Here is an 18,706-nt window from a genome sequence, read left to right as displayed (position 1 = left end):
GGACCCTAGGTGGGCTGCTGATCTGGGCGGCCGGCTACCGAGTTCAGGTGCGCCAGGGCGAGCCGGTACGAGGTGAGCAGGCCCGTCTCGGTGTACGGCAGACCCAGTTCGGCGCAGTACTCCCGGACAACGGGCCGGACGCGGCGCAGATTGGGCCGGGGCATGCTGGGGAACAGGTGGTGCTCGATCTGGTAGTTGAGTCCGCCCAGGAGCACGTCGACCACCCGGCCCCCGCGCACGTTGCGGGAGGTCAGGACCTGCTTGCGGAGGAAGTCGAGGCGCTGGCCCGGACCGATGATGGGCATGCCCTTGTGGTTCGGCGCGAACGAACATCCCATGTAGACGCCCCACAGTCCCTGGTGGACGGCTATGAACAGCAGCGCCTTGCCGGGCGACAGGACGGCGAACACCGCGGTCAGGTAGGCGGCGGCGTGCAGGAGCAGCAGGACGGCCTCGGCGGTGCGGTGGCGCACGGGCGTGCGGCGGATGGCCAGGCCGCTCGCCACGTGCAGGTTCAGGCCCTCGAGGGTCAGCAGGGGGAAGAACAGGTACGCCTGTCGGCGGGCCAGCCAGCGGCCGGCGCGGCCCCGCCGCTCCGCCGCCTGCTCCGGGGTCCAGGCGAGGACGCCCGCGCCGACGTCGGGGTCCTCGTCCTCGTGGTTGGGGTTGGCGTGGTGGCGGGTGTGCTTGTCCATCCACCACCCGAAGCTCAGCCCGATCGCCAGGTTGCCGAGCAGCAGGCCGCTGATCTCGCTCGGGCGCCGGGTGCGGAACACCTGCCGGTGCCCCACGTCGTGGCCGAGGAACGCGACCTGGGTGGTGGCGACGGCCATCGCGGCGGCCACGGCGAGCGTCCACCAGGAGTCGCCGACCAGCGCGAACGCCACCCAGGTGGCGGCCAGTGCGCCGATGGTGGCGGCGATGGCGACCGTGTAGAAGCCGGGGCGGCGGCGGGTGAGCCCGGCGGCGGTGACGCGCCGGGACAGGTCGGCGAAGTCGCTGCCCCGGGTGCGGGTGGCGGGTGGCGCGTCGAGGGTCGTGCTCGCGGTCATCTGGGCTCTCCCGTTCCGGCCGGCGGTCGGCGCCCCTTCAGCGTTCCGGTCCGAAGGCCCGGCGGACATGGCGTCGACCCCCCAAGATCTGGTCGGGTTATCCCTACCCCGTGCCGGCCGCCCGCGGGGATCCCAGCCGCGGTCGCCCGCGCCTAGTGCCATTCGGCGGGGGCGGCGGCGCGGCGCTCGCCGGCCGCCACGAGCGAGGTGGCGAGCGACTTCGCCACCAGTGGCAGGGTCTCGCCGCGGCGGATGGTCTGGATGCCGGCCAGGTTGCGCTGCCGAACCTCGCGCAGGAAGTCCGACAGGGGGGACCGGAACACGCCGTAGTCGTCGTAGTGGATCGGCACCGTGACGGCGGGCCGGATCATCTGGACGGCGTCCGCGCCCTGCCCCGCGTCCATCGTCAGCAGGACGCCCGCCACCCGGGCCCCGCCGAGGTGGATCAGCATCGCGTCGATGCCGGGGAACCGGCGGGGGATCTCCGACAGGAACGGCCGGCGCAGCGTGTCCCCGGTGATGTACAGCCGCAGCCGGCGCTTGCCGTCCACGGTCAGGTCCAGGAGGCTGCCCATCACGTCGGGCATCAGCCGGTCGACGGGCCCGGGGCCGTGCTGGCCCGGGGTGGCGGTGATCCGCAGCGCGGCGGAGCCCCGGCGCCACTCGTGGCTGTCCCAGGTGTTCAGCGGCCGGAGCGCGAAGAAGCCCCGCCGGCGCAGCCTACGGGCCGCCTGCGGGGTGGTGACGATCGGTAGGCCGCGGGCGAGGCGGCCGCTGGCCACCCGGTCGAAGTGATCGCCGTGCAGGTGGGACAGGACCACCGCGTCCAGCGGCGGGAGTTGGGTGATGTCCAGCGCGGGTTCGGTGCGGCGCTTGGACATCAGCCCGTACCCCAGGTGTACCCGCTGCCCGGCGTGCAGGAAGTTAGGGTCGGTGAGCAGTGTGAACGGGCCCAGCCGCAGCAGCGTGGTGGCGGTGCCGATGAAGGTGACCGTGTCGGTGGCCATTGCCGCGGGCTACCCCACCCGCCCGGAACCATGCGGTTGCGGGCACGGGAACTGCGCGGTGCGGGTGGCGTGGGGCGTCGACGCGGTGCACACCACCGCGGCCGCCCCACGCCACCGCGATGCCCGCGGGACCGGGGCGGCGCGGGCGTTAGGGCGCCGTCTTCCCGATGCCGGTCGCGGGCCGGTCGCGCCGCCGGTAGCGGAGGCGGCGCTCGCGGAACGTCTCGGTCACGCCGGTAACGATGCCGGAAATCGCCCGGCGCCGGCAACGCATTTATCGATCTCCCGGGCGTCGGCTGGACGCACCCTGTCCGGCCGTAGACCATTGACCCCCATGAGAGGACGACCGTGACCCAGCCCCCACTCACCGTCGAGGAGTTGCGCCTCGCGGTCGACGCCGGCGAGATCGACACCGTCGTCCTCGCCCTGGTCGACATGCAGGGGCGGCTCCAGGGCAAGCGCTTCCATGCCCGGTTCTTCCTGGACGAGGTGGTGGCGCACGGCAGCGAGGGCTGTACCTACCTGCTCGCCGTGGACGTCGACATGAACACCGTGGACGGGTACGCGATGTCGGGATGGAGCCGGGGGTACGGCGACTTCGCGATGCGGCCGGACCTGACCACGCTGCGCCGGGTGCCGTGGCAGCCGGGCACCGCGATGGTGCTCGCCGACCTGGCGTGGCCGGACGGCTCCGGCGAGGTGGTCGCCTCGCCGCGGCAGATCCTGCGCCGGCAGGTGGCGCGCCTGGCCGAGCACGGCTTCACCGCGTACGCCGGGACCGAACTGGAGTTCATCGTCTACCGGGACTCGTACGAACGGGCGTGGCAGCGGGGGTATCGGGAGCTGACCCCGGCGAACCTGTACAACGTCGACTACTCGCTGCTCGGCACCGCCCGGGTGGAGCCGCTGCTGCGCCGGATCCGCAACGACATGGCCGGCGCCGGGCTGGTGCCGGAGAACGCCAAGGGCGAGTGCAACCTCGGCCAGCACGAGATCACGTTCCGGTACGACGAGGCGCTGCGCTGCGCCGACCACCACGCCGTCTACAAGAACGGCGCCAAGGAGATCGCCGCCCAGGAGGGGATGGCGCTCACCTTCATGGCCAAGCCGAACGCCCGCGAGGGCAACTCCTGCCACATCCACTTCTCGCTTCGGTCGGCGGACGGCCGCCCGGCGATGCACGGTGACGGGCCCGGGCACCTGTCGCCGACGGGGCAGCGCGTGGTGGCCGGGCTGCTGGCCACGCTGCGCGACTTCAGCGTGCTGTATGCCCCGAACATCAACTCGTACAAGCGGTACCAGCCGGGCTCGTTCGCGCCGACCGCGCTGCGCTGGGGTGGCGACAACCGCACGTGCGCGTTGCGGCTGGCCGGCCACGGCGCGGGGCTGCGGGTGGAGAACCGGATGCCGGGCGGCGACGTGAACCCGCACCTGGCGATCGCCGCGCTGATCGCCGGCGCGGTACACGGGCTGGCGAACGACCTGCCGCTGGAGCCCGAGTACCGGGGCAACGCGTACGAGGACGCGGAGGCGCCGCGCGTACCGGCCACGCTACGGGACGCGCTGGCGCGGTGGGAGTCCTCCGACCTGGCCCGGGCGGCGTTCGGCCCCGAGGTGGTCGAGCACTACGCCAACAACGCGCGGGTCGAGGTCGCGGCCTTCGACGCGGCGGTCACGGACTGGGAACTGGCCCGGGGATTCGAGCGCCTGTGAGCGCGAGGAGCGCCCGGAGCGCGTCGGGCCGGAGGACCGGTGGTTGCGGAGGAAGTACCGCAGTCGCGAGCGAAAGGATGGCTCTGTGAGCGCGAGGAGCGCCCGGAGCGTGCCGGGCCGCAGGACCGGTGGTTGCGGAGGAAGTACCGCAGTCGCGAGCGAAAGGATGGCTCTGTGAGCGCGAGGAGCGCGGCGGCTGGTGACCGCGTGCACCAGGTGATCAACCCGGCGACCGAGGAGGTGGTCGCGGAGGTGCCGTCGGCGACCGCGGCGCGGGCCGACGCCGCCATCGAGCGCGCGAGGGGAGCGTTCGAGGGTTGGCGGGCGGTCACGCCCGGCGACCGGGCCCGGCTGCTGCGCCGGTTCGCCGCGGTGGTTGACGCGCATGTCGAGGAGCTTGCCGGCATCGAGGTGCGCAACGCCGGGCACACCATCGGCAACGCGCGCTGGGAGGCGGGCAACGTCCGGGACGTGCTCGACTACTACGCGGGCGCGCCGGAGCGGTTGTCCGGCCGGCAGATCCCGGTGCCGGGCGGGCTGGATGTGACGTTCCACGAGCCGCTCGGCGTGATCGTGCCGTGGAACTTCCCGATGCCGATCGCCGGCTGGGGTTTCGCCCCCGCGCTCGCCGCCGGTAACACGGTTGTGCTCAAGCCCGCCGAGTTGACCCCGCTGACCGCGTTGCGCCTGTCTGAGTTGGCGCTGGAGGCGGGGCTGCCGGCGGGGGTGCTGACGGTGATTCCGGGGCGCGGCTCCGTGGTGGGGGAGCGGTTCGTCACCCACCCGGCGGTCCGCAAGGTCTGCTTCACCGGCTCCACGGATGTGGGTAGGCGCATCATGGCCGGCTGCGCCGGGCGGGTGAAGCGGGTCACCCTGGAACTGGGCGGCAAGAGCGCGAACATCGTGTTCGCCGATGCCGACCTGGAGCGTGCCGCGGCGTCCGCGCCGTCCGGCGTCTTCGACAACGCCGGCCAGGACTGCTGCGCCCGCTCGCGGATCCTGGTCCAGCGTTCGGTGTACGAGAAGTTCCTGGCGTTGCTGGAGCCGGCGGTGAAGGCGTTCCGGGTGCTCGACCCGGCGTCGCCGGACGCCGAGATGGGTCCCCTGATCTCGGCCGCGCACCGGGCCACCGTGGCGTCTTATGTGGACGGCGCGACGGTGGCGTACACGGGGAGCGCCCCGGCCGGGCGTGGCTACTGGTATCCGCCGACGGTGCTGCTGGCCGGGTCGCCGGCGGACCGGCACTGGCGCGAGGAGATCTTCGGCCCGGTCGTCTCCGTGCTGCCGTTCGACGACGAGCCGGACGCGATCCGGCTCGCCAACGACACCGAGTACGGGTTGTCGGGCTCGCTGTGGACCCGGGACGTGGGCCGGGCCATCCGGGTCGCCCGCGCCGTGGAGACCGGCACGCTCAGCGTCAACTCGCACTCGTCGGTGCGCTACTGGACCCCGTTCGGCGGGGTGAAGCAGTCCGGTCTCGGCCGCGAACTGGGTCCGGACGCGCCGCTCGCCTTCACCGAAACCAAGAACGTGTTCATCGCAACGGACTAGTGGGGGTCGCAAGTGGAGGGTCGGCTGGACGGGCGGGTGGCCGTGGTGACCGGCGCCGGCAGCGGGATCGGGCTGGCGAGCGCGCGTCGGCTGGCTTCCGAGGGCGCCAGGGTGGTGTGCGTCGACGTGAACCCGCGGGGCGGCAAGGAACTCGCCGATGAGCTGGGTGGCGAGTTCGTCGCCTGTGACGTGGCCGACGAGGCCCAGGTGCGGGACCTGTTCGACGGGGTGGCCGAGCGGCACGGCCGGATCGACATCGCGGTCAACAACGCCGGCATCTCCCCGCCGGACGACGATTCGATCCTCGTCACCGGGCTGGAGGCGTGGGAGCGGGTGCTGCGGGTGAACACCACCAGCGTGTACCTGTGCTGCAAGTACGTGATCCCCCACATGCGCCGCCAGGGCAGGGGTTCGATCATCAACACCGCCAGCTTCGTGGCCCTGATGGGCGCCGCCACCAGCCAGATCGCCTACACCGCGAGCAAGGGCGGGGTGTTGGCGATGACCCGGGAACTGGGCGTCCAGTTCGCCCGGGAGGGCATCCGGGTCAACGCGCTGTGCCCCGGGCCGGTCGCCACCCCGCTGCTGCTGGAACTGTTCGCCAAGGATCCGGAGCGGGCCGCCCGCCGCCTGGTCCACGTGCCGATGGGGCGGTTCGCCGAGCCGGGCGAGATCGCCGCCGCGGTGGCGTTCCTGGCCAGCGACGACGCGTCGTTCATGACCGCCGCCGAGTTCGTCGTGGACGGCGGGATCACCGGCGCGTACGTGACCCCGCGATGACCCGTCCGGTCGTCGGCATCACGTCCTACCTGGAGCCCGCCAGTTGGGGTCCGTGGCGGGGCGTGCCGGTCGCGTTCGTGCACGAGCGGTACGTGCGGGTCATCAACGGGGCGGGCGCCCGCTGCGTGGTGCTCCCGCCGGACCCGGTCGACGCGGACGTGCTGCGCATCCTGGACGCCCTGGTGATCGCCGGCGGCCCCGACGTGGATCCGGGGAACTACGGCGCCCCCCGGCATCCACTGACCGACAGCCGCCCGGACCGGGACCGCGCCGAGCTGGCCCTGCTCGCCGCCGCGCTCGCCGCCGACCTGCCGGTCCTCGGCGTCTGCCGGGGGATGCAACTGCTCACCGTCGCGTACGGCGGGTCGCTGCACCAGCACCTGCCCGAGGTGATCGGCGACGACCGGCACCAGCCCGCGCCGGCGGTGTACGGCACGCACCGGGTGCGGTTCGCCCCGGGGAGCCGGATCGCCGGGATCATGGCCGGCGACGGCGAGGTCAACTCGTACCACCACCAGGGCGTCGCGGACCCGGGCCGGCTCACGGTGACCGGCTGGGCCGACGACGGGGTGGTCGAGGTGGCCGAGGACCCGGCGAAGCGGTTCGTCCTCGGCGTGCAGTGGCACCCGGAGTACCTGGACGATGTCCGCCTGTTCAGGGCGCTGGTCGCGGCCGCCGGATGACGGGATCGCCGTTCCCCTCCGGATCGGTGATGGAGCACGATCGGTGGATGGGGAAGATTTACGAGTCCATCGATGGCCGGCTGCGGGAGTTCATCTCGGCGCAGCGGATGTTCTTCGTGGCCACCGCGCCGAGCGGGGACGGCGGTCACGTCAACCTCTCGCCCAAGGGCATGACCGGTACGTTCGCCGTGCTGGGCCCGCACCGGGTGGCGTACCTGGACTTCCACGGCAGCGGCGCGGAGACGATCGCGCACCTGCGGCAGAACGGCCGGATCACGCTGATGTTCTGCGCGTTCGAGGGGCCGCCGAAGATCGTCCGGCTGCACGGCACGGGGTCGGCGGTGGTGGTCACCGACCCGCGCTGCGCCGACCTGCTTGCCGCCTTCCCCGACCCGCCGGACCCGCACGGCCTGCGCGCGGTGATCACTGTGGACGTGCACCGGGTCAGCGACTCGTGCGGCTACGCCGTGCCGCTGATGGCCTACCAGGGCGACCGGGACCTGCTGGTGCGCTGGGGCGAGCGGCGGGACGCGGCGGCGCTGTCCGAGTACCGGGCGACCCGCAACGGGGTGAGCATCGACGGCCTGCCCGTATTCTCCTGACTCGCGGGGAGGGCTGCGGTCTCCCACCCGCCGCGTACCTCGACGTGCCGGGCGCCGGGCACCGCCAGCACCGCTCGCGCGGAGCGGGTGAGTGGAGATCCCGGCGCGGGCGGCGTAGCTCGGTCACGGTGGCGCGTGACCGGAGGGAGGGGGCCAAGCGACCTCGGCGCGGAGTGGGCGCTGGGCGCCGAGGCCAAACCACGTCGAGGACGCCGGCCAGGGCCGGCCCGACAGCCCGCTAGTCTGGGTGGCATGAGTGTCCGCGCAGCGCTGGCGCCCGGCAAGCAGACCCCGCGGCGCACGGTACCCCCGCACATCACCCGCCCCGAGTATGTGGGCAGGCCCGGCCCCCGGCCGTGGCGGGGGTCGCACGTGCAGAGCGCCGAGACCATCGAGAAGATGCGACTCGCCGGTCGGCTCGCCGCCCAGGCCACCCAGCTCGCCGGCGAGCACTGCAAGCCCGGCGTGACCACCGACGAGGTCGACCGGGTGGTACACGAGTTCCTCTGCGACCACGGTGCCTACCCGTCGACGCTGGGCTACAAGAACTTCCCCAAGTCGTGCTGCACCTCACTGAACGAGGTGATCTGCCACGGGATCCCGGACAGCACGGTGATCGAGGACGGCGACATCGTCAACGTGGACGTGACCGCCTTCATCAACGGCGTGCACGGCGACACGGACGCCACATTCTGCGTCGGCGAGGTGTCGCAGGAGGCGAGCCAGCTCGTCGAGCGCACCCGCGAGGCGACCATGCGGGGCATCCGGGCGGTGGCGCCGGGGCGCCCGCTGAACGCGATCGGCCGGGTGATCGAGGCGTACGCCAAGCGCTTCGGCTACGGGGTGGTACGCGACTTCACCGGCCACGGCATCGCCGAGACCTTCCACAGCGGCCTCTACGTGCCGCACTACGACAACCCGCGGCTCACCACGATCATGGAGCCGGGGATGACCTTCACCATCGAGCCGATGATCACGCTGGGCACACACGAGTACGACATGTGGCCGGACGGCTGGACCGTGGTCACCAAGGACCGGCGCTGGACCGCCCAGTTCGAGCACACGGTGGTCGTCACCGACGACGGCTACGAGATCCTGACGCTGCTGTGACGGCACCCCCCGCCGCGCTCATCGAGCGCCACCACGCGGACGTCTCCGGCGGCTGGCTGCGCCCGGCCGTGTTCGGCGCGATGGACGGCCTGGTCACCAACATCGCCCTGATCGCGGGCGTCGGCGGCGGCGCCGTGCGCCCCGGCACCATCCTGCTGACCGGGGTGGCCGGCCTGGTCGCCGGCGCGGTCTCGATGGGCCTGGGCGAGTACACCAGCGTCAAGTCCCAGAACGAGCAGGTGGCTGCCGAGGTGGCCAAGGAGCGGCTGGAGCTGGAGCTCAACCCGGAGGCGGAGGCGGAGGAGCTGGCCCAGATGTGGGTCGCCCGCGGCCTGTCCGAGGAGCTGGCCCGCCAGGTCGCGGAGGAACTGCACCGCCGGCCGGAGGAGGCGCTGCGCTTCCACGCCCGGGAGGAGCTGGGCGTCGACCCGGACGAGCGGCCCAGCCCGTGGGCCGCCGCCGTCTCCTCGTTCATCTGCTTCTCGATCGGCGCCGCGGTACCGCTGGTCACGTACCTGCTGGGCTTCACCTCCCTGCTGCTGGCGCTGGGCACCGGCGGCCTCGGGCTGTTCGTGGCGGGCGCCGTGACCGCCCGGTTCACCGGGCGGCGCTGGTGGTGGAGCGGGCTGCGGCAGCTCGTCCTGGGCGCGGCGGCGGCCGCCATCACGTACGCCATCGGGGCCATGATCGGCATCGGCGGGGGCCTGGGCTGACGGCGTCGACCGCCGCCCGCCCGGGCCCGGCGTCCCCCCGTGACTACTCCAGCCGGCGTTCGATGGGCAGGCGGGAGCGGGTGAGCAGGCCGGCGCCGAGCATCGCGACCAGCGGCACGACCAGCACCACGAGCAGATTCCGCCACGGCACCGTCAGCGGGAACGCGATCATGACCGGCCAGGAGTCCACCGCCGCCCGGTTGAACGCGGTGAGTATCGCGAAGGCGACGCCGAGCCCCGCCGCGACCCCGAGCACCGCGCCCAGCCCGGCGATCACCCCGGACTGGCTCAGCGACAGCAACCGCCGCAGCCGCGGGCTGGCGCCCACCGCGGCGAGCGTGGACAGGTCGGCCCGCCCGTCCGCGGCGGCCAGCCCGGTCGCGATGCCGGCCGCGCCGAGCGTGATCAGCGCGGCGGCCGCCGCGAGCACGTAGAGGAACGGGTCCTCCTGCGGATCCGCGCCCCGCTCCACGCCGATGTTGTTGCCGATCGTCGGCTCGATCCGCTGCACCGCCGCGCGCAGGGCGTCCTCCTGCGCCTGCGTCGGGACCGACGCGGTCGCCGCGACCAGCGCGCTGGGCAGCGCCGCGAGCCCGGTGCGCTCGGCCAGCGCCGGTGAGACGAACCAGGTGGGGAACCGGATGCCGCTGGTCATCAGGTACGCCGGCACCGTCAGGTGCGGCAGCTTCTCCTCCGACACGTCCGGATGCTGGCCGTCCTGCACGACGACGGTCGTGTGGCCGTCCTTGACGTACCGCGGATCCGCCACCACCACGCCGCCCGCCGCCAGCGCCCGCCGCGCCCCCGCCACGTCGGCCGGGGAGGCGTCCAACACGGCGGCGACCAGGGTGCCGTCGTCGACGGCGGGGAAGCTGTTGTTGCTGAACACGAACTTGCCGCTGGAAGCGTTACACCGCCAGTCGGCCAGCGCCGCCCGTCGCTGCTCCACGGTCAACGGCTGCGTCAACTGGTCCACGAAGCACCGGTTCTCGTCCGGGACCGCCAGCCACAGCGAGCAGTAGACCTCCGGGTCGGTGCCGGCCGGGCAGCCGTAGTCGCGTACCTGGTAGGTGTCGCGCACCCACGGCATGGACCGGGCCGCCTGCTCCACGCGGCTCGCGATCTCGTCCCGCGACTGGTCGGTGTAGTAGCTGATCTTCACGTACCCGGTCGGCAGCCCCGGCGTGTAGGACGCCTCCTGCCTGGCGGTGCTGCTGGTCAGGTACACCCCGAGGGCGACGCTGCCCGCGACGGCGGCCATGACCGCGGAGATGGCGGGCGCGGCGGCGGCCCGGTTGCGGGCGGCGTCCCGCAGCGCGATCCGGGGCGCCAAATGCAGCCGGGCCCCGAGCCGCGCGATCAGCCCAACCAGGGCCGGCGTGCACAGCACCAGCCCCAACTCCACGACCGTCAGGCCGGCCAGGATCGCCCGGCGGTCCGTCCCCCGCGCGCCGTAGGCGCCGATCGCCGCGCCGACCGCGGTGAGGGCCAGCCCGAGCAGCAGCCAGCGCTTGCGGGAGCGGACCGCCCCCCGGCGGCCGGTCAGCGCCGCCACCAGGTCGAACCGGGCGGCGGTGACCGCCGGCACCAGCGCCGCCAGCAGGCCGGTCACCACCGCCAGGACGGCGATCACCAGCAGCGCCACCGGCCAGACCCGGTACCCGGCGGCGCGGGATTGCAGCAGATACTGCTCGGCCAGCGGCCGGGTGGTGAAGGCGAGCACGATACCGAGCGCGATGCCCACCACCGCCCCGACCGCCCCGAGGACCACCCCGTCGGCGAGCACGATCCGCCGCAGGTGCGCCGGGGTGCCCCCGTTCGCCGCGACCAGCGCGAGGTCCCGCTGCCGCCGCCGGGCGCCGACCGCGAACGCCGGACCCGCCAGCAGCACCACCTCCAGCAGCCCCAACCCGGCGATCAGCCCACCCATGCTCAGGGTCTCGCCGTTGACCGAGCGGCCCGGGTCGTCAAACGGGTAGGCGGTCTCCTCGGGTGACGGCGGGTTCTTGGACACGGCCCGGGACGCCACGACGATGCCGCGCTCGTTGTAGCGCTCCACGTCCGCCCAGGTGACCGGGTGCGGCGTGTCCGCCAGCCAGGTCGCTCGCGGCTCCCTGCCAGACCCCGCCGGCACCGGGACGTGCCCGGGCGCGAACACCACCCGCTGGCCGAGGTCGGCGGGGAACTCGACCACACCGGTCACCCGCCACGCGCCGCCCGCGGTGCCGGCGACGCCCCGGACCGTGTCGCCAATCCGCACGCCGAGCCGCTTTCGGGCGGCCACGGTCACCGCGATCTCGCCGGGTTGCCTCGGCGCGGCGCCGTCCAGCAGCTTGACCATGCCGGCAACCAGTGGGTCGGTGATGTCGACCCCGACCGCGTCCAGATCGCCCGCACCGGTCCCGGTCGCCAGCGGTACGTGACTCTCCGCCACCGGAATCACCCGGCTCCCGACCGGCAGTTCGGCCAGAATCTCCCGCTCGGTGACGGGCTCGTGCAGCGGCGCATCGCTCATCGAGCTCCAACCGTCCCAGGTCTGGGTGGTGGGGCCGGCGTACTGCCAGGTGAGCGACGCGTCCGCGGCACCGTGCCGCTGGACGAACTCCTCCTCGGGGGTGAGCGTGAACATGTCGTAGCTGACCGCCGCGTACGTCAGCGCCAGCACCGGCAACGCGATCATGGCCAGGACCATGGCCGAGCGTCCCTTCGACCGCCGCGCCTCCCGCCGAGCGATCCGCAACGCCGACAACCAAGACCTCACAGTGCCAGCCTTTCGTTCGCGACTGCGGTGCTTCCTGCGCGGCGGCCGGTCCTGCGGTCCGGCGCGCTCCGGGCGCTCCTCGCGCTCACTGTGCCAGCCTTTCGTTCGCGACTGCGGTGCTTCCTGCGCGGCCGCCGGCCGGCGCGCTCCGGGCGCTCCTCGCGCTCACTGTGCGCTCTCCAGCAGGTCCTCGGGCCGGGCGAGCGGCCCGGCCGTGTCGACCAGCACCCCGTCCCGCAGGAACAGCACCCGGTCCGCCCACGCCGCGTGGCGGGCCTCGTGGGTCACCAGCACCCCGGCCGCGCCCGCGTCCACCCGCGTCCGCAGCAGGCGCAGCACCGCCTCGCCGGTCTGCGAGTCCAGCGCGCCAGTCGGCTCGTCGGCCAGCACCAGCCGCCGCTCACCCACCAGCGCCCGCGCGATCGCCACCCGCTGCTGCTGGCCGCCGGACAGCTCGTCCGGGAACCGCCCGCCCAGCCCGTCCAGGCCGACCTCGTCCAGCGCCTCGGCCGCCGCCCGCCGGCTGGCCCGGGGGCCCGATCCGTCCAGTTCGAGCGGCAGGGCGATGTTCTCCATCGCGGTCAGGCTGGGCAGCAGGTTCAGCGCCTGGAAGACGTATCCGACGCTGCGCCGGCGCAGCCGCGCCAACTGCCGCTTGGACAGCCCGCCCAGCGACGCCCCCTCGACGCACACCTCGCCCGCGGTGGGCCGGTCCAGCCCGCCGGCCAGGTTCAGCAGCGTCGACTTCCCGGACCCCGACGGGCCCATCACCGCGACCAGTTCGCCGGGGGCCACGGCCAGCGAGACGTCTCGCAGCGCGTGCACGGCCGTCTCGCCCGTGCCGTGCGTGCGCGTCACCCCCCGAAGTTCCAGGACCGGGTTCATCGGCGCACCCCGCTCTCGTCCCGGCTGTCGTCGTGGCTCGCGGGCTCGTCCGCCGTGGCGGGCCGTGCCTGCGACGGGATCGGCGTGTGCCGGACGAGGCTCGCCTCGCAGTGGTCCAGCCACCGGATCTCCGCCTCGGCCCGGAAGACCATCGCGTCCAGGACCAGCCGCCACGGCAGGTCCGCCGGGCGCTGTTCGCCGCCCTTGAGCCGGGTGTACTCCTGGAGCATCCGCATGCTCGCCGTCCGCTGCGTCTGGACCACGGCGCGCACGTCCACCCCGGGGGTGGTCAGCGCCAGCGCCAACTTGATCGCCAACTCGTCCCGCGGCCGGTCCGCCCGGTCGATGGGCGTGGCGAACCACAGCGTCAGTTCGGCCCGGCCGCCGTCAGTGATCTCGTACGGCCGCTGCCCCGCCTCGCTCTCCGCCAGCGCCCGGACCAACCCGTCCCGGTCCAGGCGGTTCAGCGTCGTGTACACCTGCCCGATGTTCAGCGGCCATGCGCCGCCGGTGGACTCCTCGAAGGCCGCCCGCAGCTGGTAGCCGTACATCGGCCCCCGCTCCAACAGCGCCAGCAAACCGTGCCGAATGGACATGGCTACGCAGTATGCATACCGAGTATGTTCTCGGCAACCCCGCTCACCCCGGGAGTACCCGACGGGATCGATCAGACGGGGCGGCCGGGATAGGTGGTGGTGAGCGGCGTGATCGAACCCGCGCGGCGCCAGGTGGTCGCCCGGACGGCGCAGTCGACGAGGGCGTCGAGGGCGGTGCGGCGCTGCTCGCCGTCGGTGTCGGCGAGCGCCGCCCGCCACAGGGCCGCCGCCTTCTCCTCCACCTGGACGGCGAGCTTGATGGCGGACGCGCTGTCCGTGACCGGGAAGGGCAACTGGTACCCGGCGTTCGCGGCTGGACCGGGGGTGCCGAGCCCGGCGAGCGCCGCCATCAGGGACTCGCGGCGGGCCCGGTGGGCGGCCTCGGCGCTGCGCGCGGCCGTGGCGAGGGAGTTGTCCGTGAGGCGGACGCCGAGGACGCCGTAGGCGTAGACGGCGGCGTGCTCGCCGGCCAGCGCGGCGCCCAGGCTCTTGGCCGCGGACCCGCTCATTGGTCCACCATGGTCTCGCTCGATCCGATGAGGGTTCGGGCGCACCGGTGACCGTCGGGCCATCGCCCAGCTCGCTCGACCTGTGAGGTCCAGCATGAGTTCTGCGAGGCCCGACGGCCCGGGACACCCCGACTGGCAACAGGGCTATGCGCTATCGAGCGCCGCTCAATGAGCGACCGGCAGTGGTGTCCCGGAACCGCCAGGTGCTTCCCCACTGGTAGCGCAGCGGAGAGGCGATTATGAGTTTGACTGACACCACCGGCTCGGCGCGAGGAAACTCCGCGGGCGTGGACTGGGCCAAGGACGACTACGCGGTCTGCGTCGTGGACGTCGACGGTGAGCCGCTGGAGCGCTACGGCTCGGCCGGCAACAAAGACGACCGGTTCGACGCCTACGTCCTGGCCGACACCGTCCGCACCGACCGGCGTCGACTCACCCCCCTCGTCCTGGACAGCCCGGACACCACCGCGCTGCGCAAGCTGCGCCGGGCCCGCAAAGACCTCGTCGCCCACCGCGTCGCGGTGGCCAACCAACTGCGCGCCCACCTGGCCACCGCCCTGCCGGCCGCAGTGGACCTCTTCCGCGACATCGACTCCACGATCAGCCTGCGGTTCCTGACCCGCTTCACCACCCAGAACGCCATGGACTGGCTCTCGCCCAAGCGCCTGGCCGCCTGGCTGTCCAGCGTCGGCTACAGCGGCCGCACCGACCCCACCGTGCTGCACACCCGGATCACCGCCGCGCCGCGCGGCGCCACCGACGACCACGGCCAGGCCCTGGCCGGCATCACCCGCGCCTACCTGACCACCCTCCAGGCCATCACCACGCAGATCGACGCCCCGACCCAGCAGACCAGCGAAGCCCTCACCCTGCACCCCGACCGGGACATCTTCACCAACCTGCCCAAAACCGGCACCGTCCGCGCCGCCCGACTCCTCGCCGAGATCCGCGACGCCCGCGGCCGATTCCCCACCCCGGACTCCCTGGCCTGCCTCGCCGGCGTCGCACCCTCCACCCGCCAATCCGGCAAAGTCACCGTCGTGGCCTTCCGCTGGGCCGTCGACAAACAACTGCGCGACGCCGTCGGCGACTTCGCCGGCGACAGCCGCCACGCCAACCCCTGGGCCGCCGATCCGTACAACCGCGCCCGCGCCCGCGGCTGCGACCACCCACACGCCGTACGCATCCTCGCCCGCGCATGGCCGAACATCATCTGGAAGTGCTGGACCACCAACACCCCCTACAACCCCGACCGCCACGGAGCCCTCCAACACCTGCCCAACCAAGATCAACCGGCAGCGGCTTGACACAGGGCAACTCATGCCAGGACCGCCTGGTGCGTGGCGCGGGCGGCGACGATCGAGCCGAGCAGGGCCGCCCGGTCGCCCGGGGCGGTCAGGCACGCCTGGGTGGCGGTGCGCTGGGCGGCCTGTTCGGCGGCGCGCAGGTCGACCAGGGCGTCGACCGGTGAGGCCGGCGGTGTGGCCGGTGCGGACGGGCCGGGGGAGGTCGCGGGTGGGGTGGTGGATCCGCTCAAACCGATCAGCTTGGCCAGCGCGGTGGCGTGTTCGGCGGTAGCCTCGCGCAGCGGCGTCAGCCGGGCGGTGAGGCTGGGCTGGGCGGCGATCGCGGCGTCGTACCGCGCCGTCAGGTCGCGGGTCTCGGCCAGCATGGGCAGCAGCGGGTCCGGCTGGTCCGGCTTGGGTTTTCTCCGGTCCAGCAGGCCGCAGCCGGCCGCTGTGACCGACATCGCGCCGGCGGCCGCCGCGCCGAGCACCAACCGCCGCGAGCGCCCCCGCCCGTCCCCGTATCCGCCTGTTCCGCCCATCACCGCCAAGTCAACACCATCCGGGGCCCTCGCCGCAGGCCACCCGGAGCCTATCTTCGGTGCGCCGCCCGGTCGTGCGCACTGATCTCGCGTTACGCTCTGCGCAGCCACCGTGCGCACCGCCCGGTGGCGTATCGGCGTGGTTCCTTGAGACGGGTCCGGCAGGGGGTGGTTCCAGATGGCTCAGCGCGGCGGCTCGCAGCGCAGCGGCGCGGGTCGGGGCGGCCCGCGGGGCGCCCGGCGACCGGGGCCGGAGCGGCAGCGCACCGAGGACCGGTTCCCACCGGCGCCCCGGATCGACCAGGCGGCGGCGCGGGCCCGACTGCGCGAGGTGATCGAGCCCGTGGTTGGTGCGGTCGGCTACGACCTGGAGGACGTGACCCTGTCCCGGGTGGGGCGGCGGTACCTGGTCCGGGTGCTGGTGGACGCCGACGGCGGGGTCAGCCTGGACGCGGTGGCCGTGGTGGCCCGCGCGGTGTCGGCGGCCCTGGACCGGGCGGACGAGACCGGCGGGGAGATCCTGCCCGGCGAGTACCAGTTGGAGGTCGGCTCCCCGGGGGTGGACCGCCCGCTGACCCTGCCCCGGCACTGGCGGCGCAACGTGGGGCGGCTGGTGAAGGTGCGCGCGGGGGAGCGGCAGGTGACCGCCCGGGTCAGCGCCGCGGACGCCGAGGGCGTCGTGCTGGCGCCGGAGGGCGGCGAGCCGGTCGAGGTGGAGTACGGCGCGCTGGGCCCCGGCCACGTGCAGGTGGAGTTCAGCCGGCTGGCGGAGATCTCCGACGAGGAGTTGGCGGCCGCCGGCGCGGACGACGAAGCCGACACCGACGATGACGATTTCGAGGACGACGGCGAGACCGAACTGGAGGACGAGCAGAGGTGAACATCGACCTCGCGGCGCTGCGCGCGTTGGAGCGCGAGCGGGAGATCCCGTTCGAGACGATCCTGTCGGCCATCGAGACCGCGCTGCTGACCGCGTACCGGCACACCGAGGGCGCCCAGCAGTACGCCCGGGTGCAGATCGACCGCAAGACCGGCGCGGCCACCGTCCTGGCGCAGGAGCAGGACGCCGAGGGCACCGTGGTCCGGGAGTGGGACGACACCCCGCACGACTTCGGCCGGATCGCGGCGATGACCGCGAAGCAGGTGATCCTCCAGCGGCTGCGGGAGGCCACCGACGAGGTGCACTTCGGCGAGTACGCCGGCCGCGACGGCGACCTGGTGACCGGGGTGGTGCAGGCGCACGAGGCGCGCACCGAGAAGGGCATCGTCACGGTCGACCTGGGCAAGCTGGAGGCGGTGCTGCCGCAGGCGGAGCAGGTGCCGGGCGAGGTCTACGCGCACGGCCAGCGGATCCGGTGCGTGGTGGTGCACGTGGCGAAGGGGTTCCGGGGGCCGCAGATCACGCTCTCCCGGTCCCACCCGAACCTGGTGAAGAAGCTGTTCGCGCTGGAGGTCCCGGAGATCGCGGACGGGGTGGTGGAGATCGCCGCGATCGCCCGCGAGGCCGGCCACCGGACGAAGATCGCCGTGCGGTCGGTGGCCCCGGGGGTCAACGCCAAGGGTGCCTGCATCGGGCCGATGGGCCAGCGGGTCCGGGCGGTGATGAGCGAGCTGCACGGCGAGAAGATTGACATCATCGACTGGTCCGAGGACCCGGCGGCTTTTGTCGGGAATGCGCTGTCGCCCGCGAAGGCGCTACGGGTGGACGTGGTGGACGCCCTCAACCGCACCGCCCGGGTCACCGTGCCGGACTACCAGTTGTCGCTGGCGATCGGCCGGGAGGGGCAGAACGCCCGGCTCGCGGCGCGGCTCACCGGTTGGCGGATCGACATCCGCCCGGACACCGAGCAGGCGGCTCCGACGGTCCGCCAGGCGTCGCCGGCCGAAGATCGCGCCGGGGAACCGGGCGGCGCGGTCACCGGCGGCTAGGGGTAGACTTACTCGGTGGTTGGTCCCGCGTCCCCGGTGCGCACCTGTGTGGGCTGCCGGGAACGGACCACCGCCACGCACCTTCTGCGCGTCGTCGCGGTCGGCAGTGAGACTGGTTACAGCCTCCGGCCCGATCCGGCGCGCAGAATGCCGGGCAGGGGAGCGCATCTGCACCCCGATCCGGCTTGTCTCGCGCTGGCGGAGCGGCGCCGCGCCTTCGGGCGGGCGCTGCGCGTCACCGGTGTCCTCGACACCGGGCCGGTGGCCGAGCATGTCCATGCGGTAACCACTACGACCGGCCAGCAGGTCGGGCGAGGGTCGCAAACGAGCAAGGTAGGACGACCGACATGAGCACACGATGAAGTCGCTCAGATGACCAGGCTTCAAGTGCACGAGTGAGGTCGCTGCGGGTCCCGCCCGCACGGCCTCGGAGTGAGGAGTGCAGTGGCAGGCAAGGCCCGCGTACACGAGCTCGCGAAGGAGCTCGGGGTCGAAAGCAAGATCGTACTCGCCAAGCTCAAGGAGATGGGCGAGTTCGTCAAATCCGCGTCGAGCACGGTGGAGGCGCCGGTCGCGCGCCGGCTCCGCCAGTCGTTCGTCGCGTCCTCCTCGGCGCCGGCACCGGCCGCGCCGAGCCCTTCTCCCAGTCCCGCGCCGCCGCGCAGCGCGCCGCGGAACAACGGCGGCCCCGCACCCGCGGCGCCCGCCGAGCCCCGGATCTCCGCCCGGCCGACGCCGCCGCGTAAGGCGACCCCGCCGGCCCGGCCCGGTCCGCGTCCGCAGCCGCCCACGCCGGCCGCGCCGGTGACCAAGCCGGCGAGCGCGCACGACATCGAGGTGGCGGCCGCCGAGGCGCGCGCTGCCGCGCTCAAGGCGGAGCAGGACGCCGCCCTCAAGGCGCAGCAGGCCGCCAAGGCCCAGCAGCAGCAGGCTCCGCGCCGGCAGCCGCCGGCCGAGGGTGGTGCGCCCGCCGCGCCGCGTCCCGGC

At 73.5% G+C, this 18,706-nt stretch carries 19 protein-coding genes; 12 read left to right on the top strand and 7 right to left on the bottom strand.

Annotated features, from left to right (window positions below; translation table 11 throughout):
- Positions 1 to 5: 5 nt before the first annotated feature.
- Together KJS59_RS20335 and KJS59_RS20330 are read right to left on the bottom strand one after the other, a co-directional pair.
- Positions 6 to 1,052 carry a fatty acid desaturase family protein gene (locus KJS59_RS20335; RefSeq protein ID WP_213454535.1) on the bottom strand — a complete coding sequence of 349 codons (1,047 nt, stop codon included), beginning with the start codon at positions 1,050 to 1,052 and terminating at the stop codon, positions 6 to 8.
- Positions 1,053 to 1,204: 152 nt separating this feature from the next.
- Positions 1,205 to 2,059, bottom strand: a complete 855-nt coding sequence (locus KJS59_RS20330; RefSeq protein ID WP_213454534.1) for an MBL fold metallo-hydrolase — start codon at positions 2,057 to 2,059, stop codon at positions 1,205 to 1,207.
- 348 nt (positions 2,060 to 2,407) lie between these two features.
- Between KJS59_RS20330 and KJS59_RS20325 the strand changes: the two genes are divergently transcribed.
- The 7 genes from KJS59_RS20325 to KJS59_RS20295 all read left to right on the top strand — a co-directional run bounded on the left by KJS59_RS20325 (position 2,408) and on the right by KJS59_RS20295 (position 9,211).
- Positions 2,408 to 3,772 (top strand): glutamine synthetase family protein, encoded by a 1,365-nt coding sequence (locus tag KJS59_RS20325; RefSeq protein WP_213454533.1) that lies wholly within the window; start codon positions 2,408 to 2,410, stop codon positions 3,770 to 3,772.
- A gap of 207 nt (positions 3,773 to 3,979) precedes the next feature.
- Positions 3,980 to 5,323, top strand: coding sequence for an aldehyde dehydrogenase family protein (locus KJS59_RS20320; protein WP_213454585.1), 1,344 nt, complete (start codon positions 3,980 to 3,982; stop codon positions 5,321 to 5,323).
- Positions 5,324 to 5,335: 12 nt separating this feature from the next.
- Positions 5,336 to 6,103 (top strand): 3-oxoacyl-ACP reductase, encoded by a 768-nt coding sequence (locus tag KJS59_RS20315; RefSeq protein ID WP_213454532.1) that lies wholly within the window; start codon positions 5,336 to 5,338, stop codon positions 6,101 to 6,103.
- The gene (locus KJS59_RS20310) at positions 6,100 to 6,786 is read left to right on the top strand and encodes a gamma-glutamyl-gamma-aminobutyrate hydrolase family protein (protein WP_213454531.1); all 687 of its coding nucleotides are present in this window, start codon (positions 6,100 to 6,102) and stop codon (positions 6,784 to 6,786) included. The genes KJS59_RS20315 and KJS59_RS20310 overlap by 4 nt, the downstream gene beginning before the upstream one ends.
- Positions 6,787 to 6,833: 47 nt before the next feature.
- The gene (locus KJS59_RS20305) at positions 6,834 to 7,388 is read left to right on the top strand and encodes a pyridoxamine 5'-phosphate oxidase family protein (protein WP_213454530.1); all 555 of its coding nucleotides are present in this window, start codon (positions 6,834 to 6,836) and stop codon (positions 7,386 to 7,388) included.
- A 252-nt stretch (positions 7,389 to 7,640) separates the two neighbouring features.
- Positions 7,641 to 8,498: a type I methionyl aminopeptidase gene (gene map, locus KJS59_RS20300; protein ID WP_213454529.1), complete on the top strand. Its 858-nt coding sequence runs from the start codon at positions 7,641 to 7,643 to the stop codon at positions 8,496 to 8,498.
- Positions 8,495 to 9,211 carry a VIT1/CCC1 transporter family protein gene (locus KJS59_RS20295; RefSeq protein ID WP_213454528.1) on the top strand — a complete coding sequence of 239 codons (717 nt, stop codon included), beginning with the start codon at positions 8,495 to 8,497 and terminating at the stop codon, positions 9,209 to 9,211. The genes map and KJS59_RS20295 overlap by 4 nt, the downstream gene beginning before the upstream one ends.
- Before the next feature lie 43 nt (positions 9,212 to 9,254).
- On the opposite strand, the gene KJS59_RS20290 is transcribed toward KJS59_RS20295, so the two are convergent.
- From KJS59_RS20290 to KJS59_RS20275, 4 genes are all read right to left on the bottom strand, one after another.
- Complete coding sequence (locus KJS59_RS20290) at positions 9,255 to 11,891, bottom strand: FtsX-like permease family protein (protein ID WP_213454527.1); 2,637 nt, start codon at positions 11,889 to 11,891, stop codon at positions 9,255 to 9,257.
- 246 nt (positions 11,892 to 12,137) lie between these two features.
- Complete coding sequence (locus KJS59_RS20285; protein WP_213454526.1) at positions 12,138 to 12,857, bottom strand: ABC transporter ATP-binding protein; 720 nt, start codon at positions 12,855 to 12,857, stop codon at positions 12,138 to 12,140.
- Entirely contained in the window at positions 12,854 to 13,453 is a 600-nt protein-coding gene (locus KJS59_RS20280; RefSeq protein WP_213454525.1) for a PadR family transcriptional regulator, read from the bottom strand. The genes KJS59_RS20285 and KJS59_RS20280 overlap by 4 nt, the downstream gene beginning before the upstream one ends.
- 71 nt (positions 13,454 to 13,524) lie before the next feature.
- A complete protein-coding gene (locus KJS59_RS20275; RefSeq protein WP_213454524.1) occupies positions 13,525 to 13,962 on the bottom strand; it encodes a ferritin-like domain-containing protein in 438 nt (145 codons plus the stop codon).
- A gap of 239 nt (positions 13,963 to 14,201) precedes the next feature.
- On the opposite strand from KJS59_RS20275, the gene KJS59_RS20270 reads away from it, so the two are divergent.
- Positions 14,202 to 15,269, top strand: coding sequence for an IS110 family transposase (locus KJS59_RS20270; protein ID WP_213454523.1), 1,068 nt, complete (start codon positions 14,202 to 14,204; stop codon positions 15,267 to 15,269).
- An 11-nt stretch (positions 15,270 to 15,280) separates the two neighbouring features.
- On the opposite strand, the gene KJS59_RS20265 is transcribed toward KJS59_RS20270, so the two are convergent.
- Positions 15,281 to 15,790 carry a hypothetical protein gene (locus KJS59_RS20265; protein ID WP_249714552.1) on the bottom strand — a complete coding sequence of 170 codons (510 nt, stop codon included), beginning with the start codon at positions 15,788 to 15,790 and terminating at the stop codon, positions 15,281 to 15,283.
- Between the two features lie 178 nt (positions 15,791 to 15,968).
- Between KJS59_RS20265 and rimP the strand changes: the two genes are divergently transcribed.
- The 4 genes from rimP to KJS59_RS20245 form a co-directional block, all read left to right on the top strand.
- Positions 15,969 to 16,670 carry a ribosome maturation factor RimP gene (rimP, locus tag KJS59_RS20260; RefSeq protein ID WP_213454522.1) on the top strand — a complete coding sequence of 234 codons (702 nt, stop codon included), beginning with the start codon at positions 15,969 to 15,971 and terminating at the stop codon, positions 16,668 to 16,670.
- Positions 16,667 to 17,719 (top strand): transcription termination factor NusA, encoded by a 1,053-nt coding sequence (gene nusA, locus KJS59_RS20255; protein ID WP_213454521.1) that lies wholly within the window; start codon positions 16,667 to 16,669, stop codon positions 17,717 to 17,719. Before rimP ends, nusA begins: the two co-directional genes overlap by 4 nt.
- A gap of 15 nt (positions 17,720 to 17,734) precedes the next feature.
- Positions 17,735 to 18,070 carry a YlxR family protein gene (locus tag KJS59_RS20250; protein WP_213454520.1) on the top strand — a complete coding sequence of 112 codons (336 nt, stop codon included), beginning with the start codon at positions 17,735 to 17,737 and terminating at the stop codon, positions 18,068 to 18,070.
- 93 nt (positions 18,071 to 18,163) lie between these two features.
- On the top strand, positions 18,164 to 18,706 hold a 543-nt coding region (locus tag KJS59_RS20245), incomplete at its 3' end, for a translation initiation factor IF-2 N-terminal domain-containing protein (protein ID WP_213454519.1).

The sequence above is a fragment of the Rhizomonospora bruguierae genome, assembly GCF_018397995.1.
GTDB lineage: Bacteria > Actinomycetota > Actinomycetes > Mycobacteriales > Micromonosporaceae > Rhizomonospora > Rhizomonospora bruguierae.
This window is presented reverse-complemented; position numbering and strand designations above follow the sequence as displayed.

Excerpts from the sequence above, each read along its gene's own strand:
- map (WP_213454529.1), top strand. The coding sequence starts at position 7,641 with ATGAGTGTCCGCGCAGCGCTGGCGCCCGGCAAGCAGACCCCGCGGCGC.
- KJS59_RS20290 (WP_213454527.1), bottom strand. The coding sequence starts at position 11,891 with ATGATCGCGTTGCCGGTGCTGGCGCTGACGTACGCGGCGGTCAGCTAC.
- KJS59_RS20265 (WP_249714552.1), bottom strand. The coding sequence starts at position 15,790 with ATGGGCGGAACAGGCGGATACGGGGACGGGCGGGGGCGCTCGCGGCGG.
- KJS59_RS20275 (WP_213454524.1), bottom strand. The coding sequence starts at position 13,962 with ATGAGCGGGTCCGCGGCCAAGAGCCTGGGCGCCGCGCTGGCCGGCGAG.
- KJS59_RS20285 (WP_213454526.1), bottom strand. The coding sequence starts at position 12,857 with ATGAACCCGGTCCTGGAACTTCGGGGGGTGACGCGCACGCACGGCACG.
- KJS59_RS20270 (WP_213454523.1), top strand. The coding sequence starts at position 14,202 with ATGAGTTTGACTGACACCACCGGCTCGGCGCGAGGAAACTCCGCGGGC.
- KJS59_RS20335 (WP_213454535.1), bottom strand. The coding sequence starts at position 1,052 with ATGACCGCGAGCACGACCCTCGACGCGCCACCCGCCACCCGCACCCGG.
- KJS59_RS20280 (WP_213454525.1), bottom strand. The coding sequence starts at position 13,453 with ATGTCCATTCGGCACGGTTTGCTGGCGCTGTTGGAGCGGGGGCCGATG.
- KJS59_RS20310 (WP_213454531.1), top strand. The coding sequence starts at position 6,100 with ATGACCCGTCCGGTCGTCGGCATCACGTCCTACCTGGAGCCCGCCAGT.
- KJS59_RS20305 (WP_213454530.1), top strand. The coding sequence starts at position 6,834 with ATGGGGAAGATTTACGAGTCCATCGATGGCCGGCTGCGGGAGTTCATC.
- KJS59_RS20330 (WP_213454534.1), bottom strand. The coding sequence starts at position 2,059 with ATGGCCACCGACACGGTCACCTTCATCGGCACCGCCACCACGCTGCTG.
- rimP (WP_213454522.1), top strand. The coding sequence starts at position 15,969 with ATGGCTCAGCGCGGCGGCTCGCAGCGCAGCGGCGCGGGTCGGGGCGGC.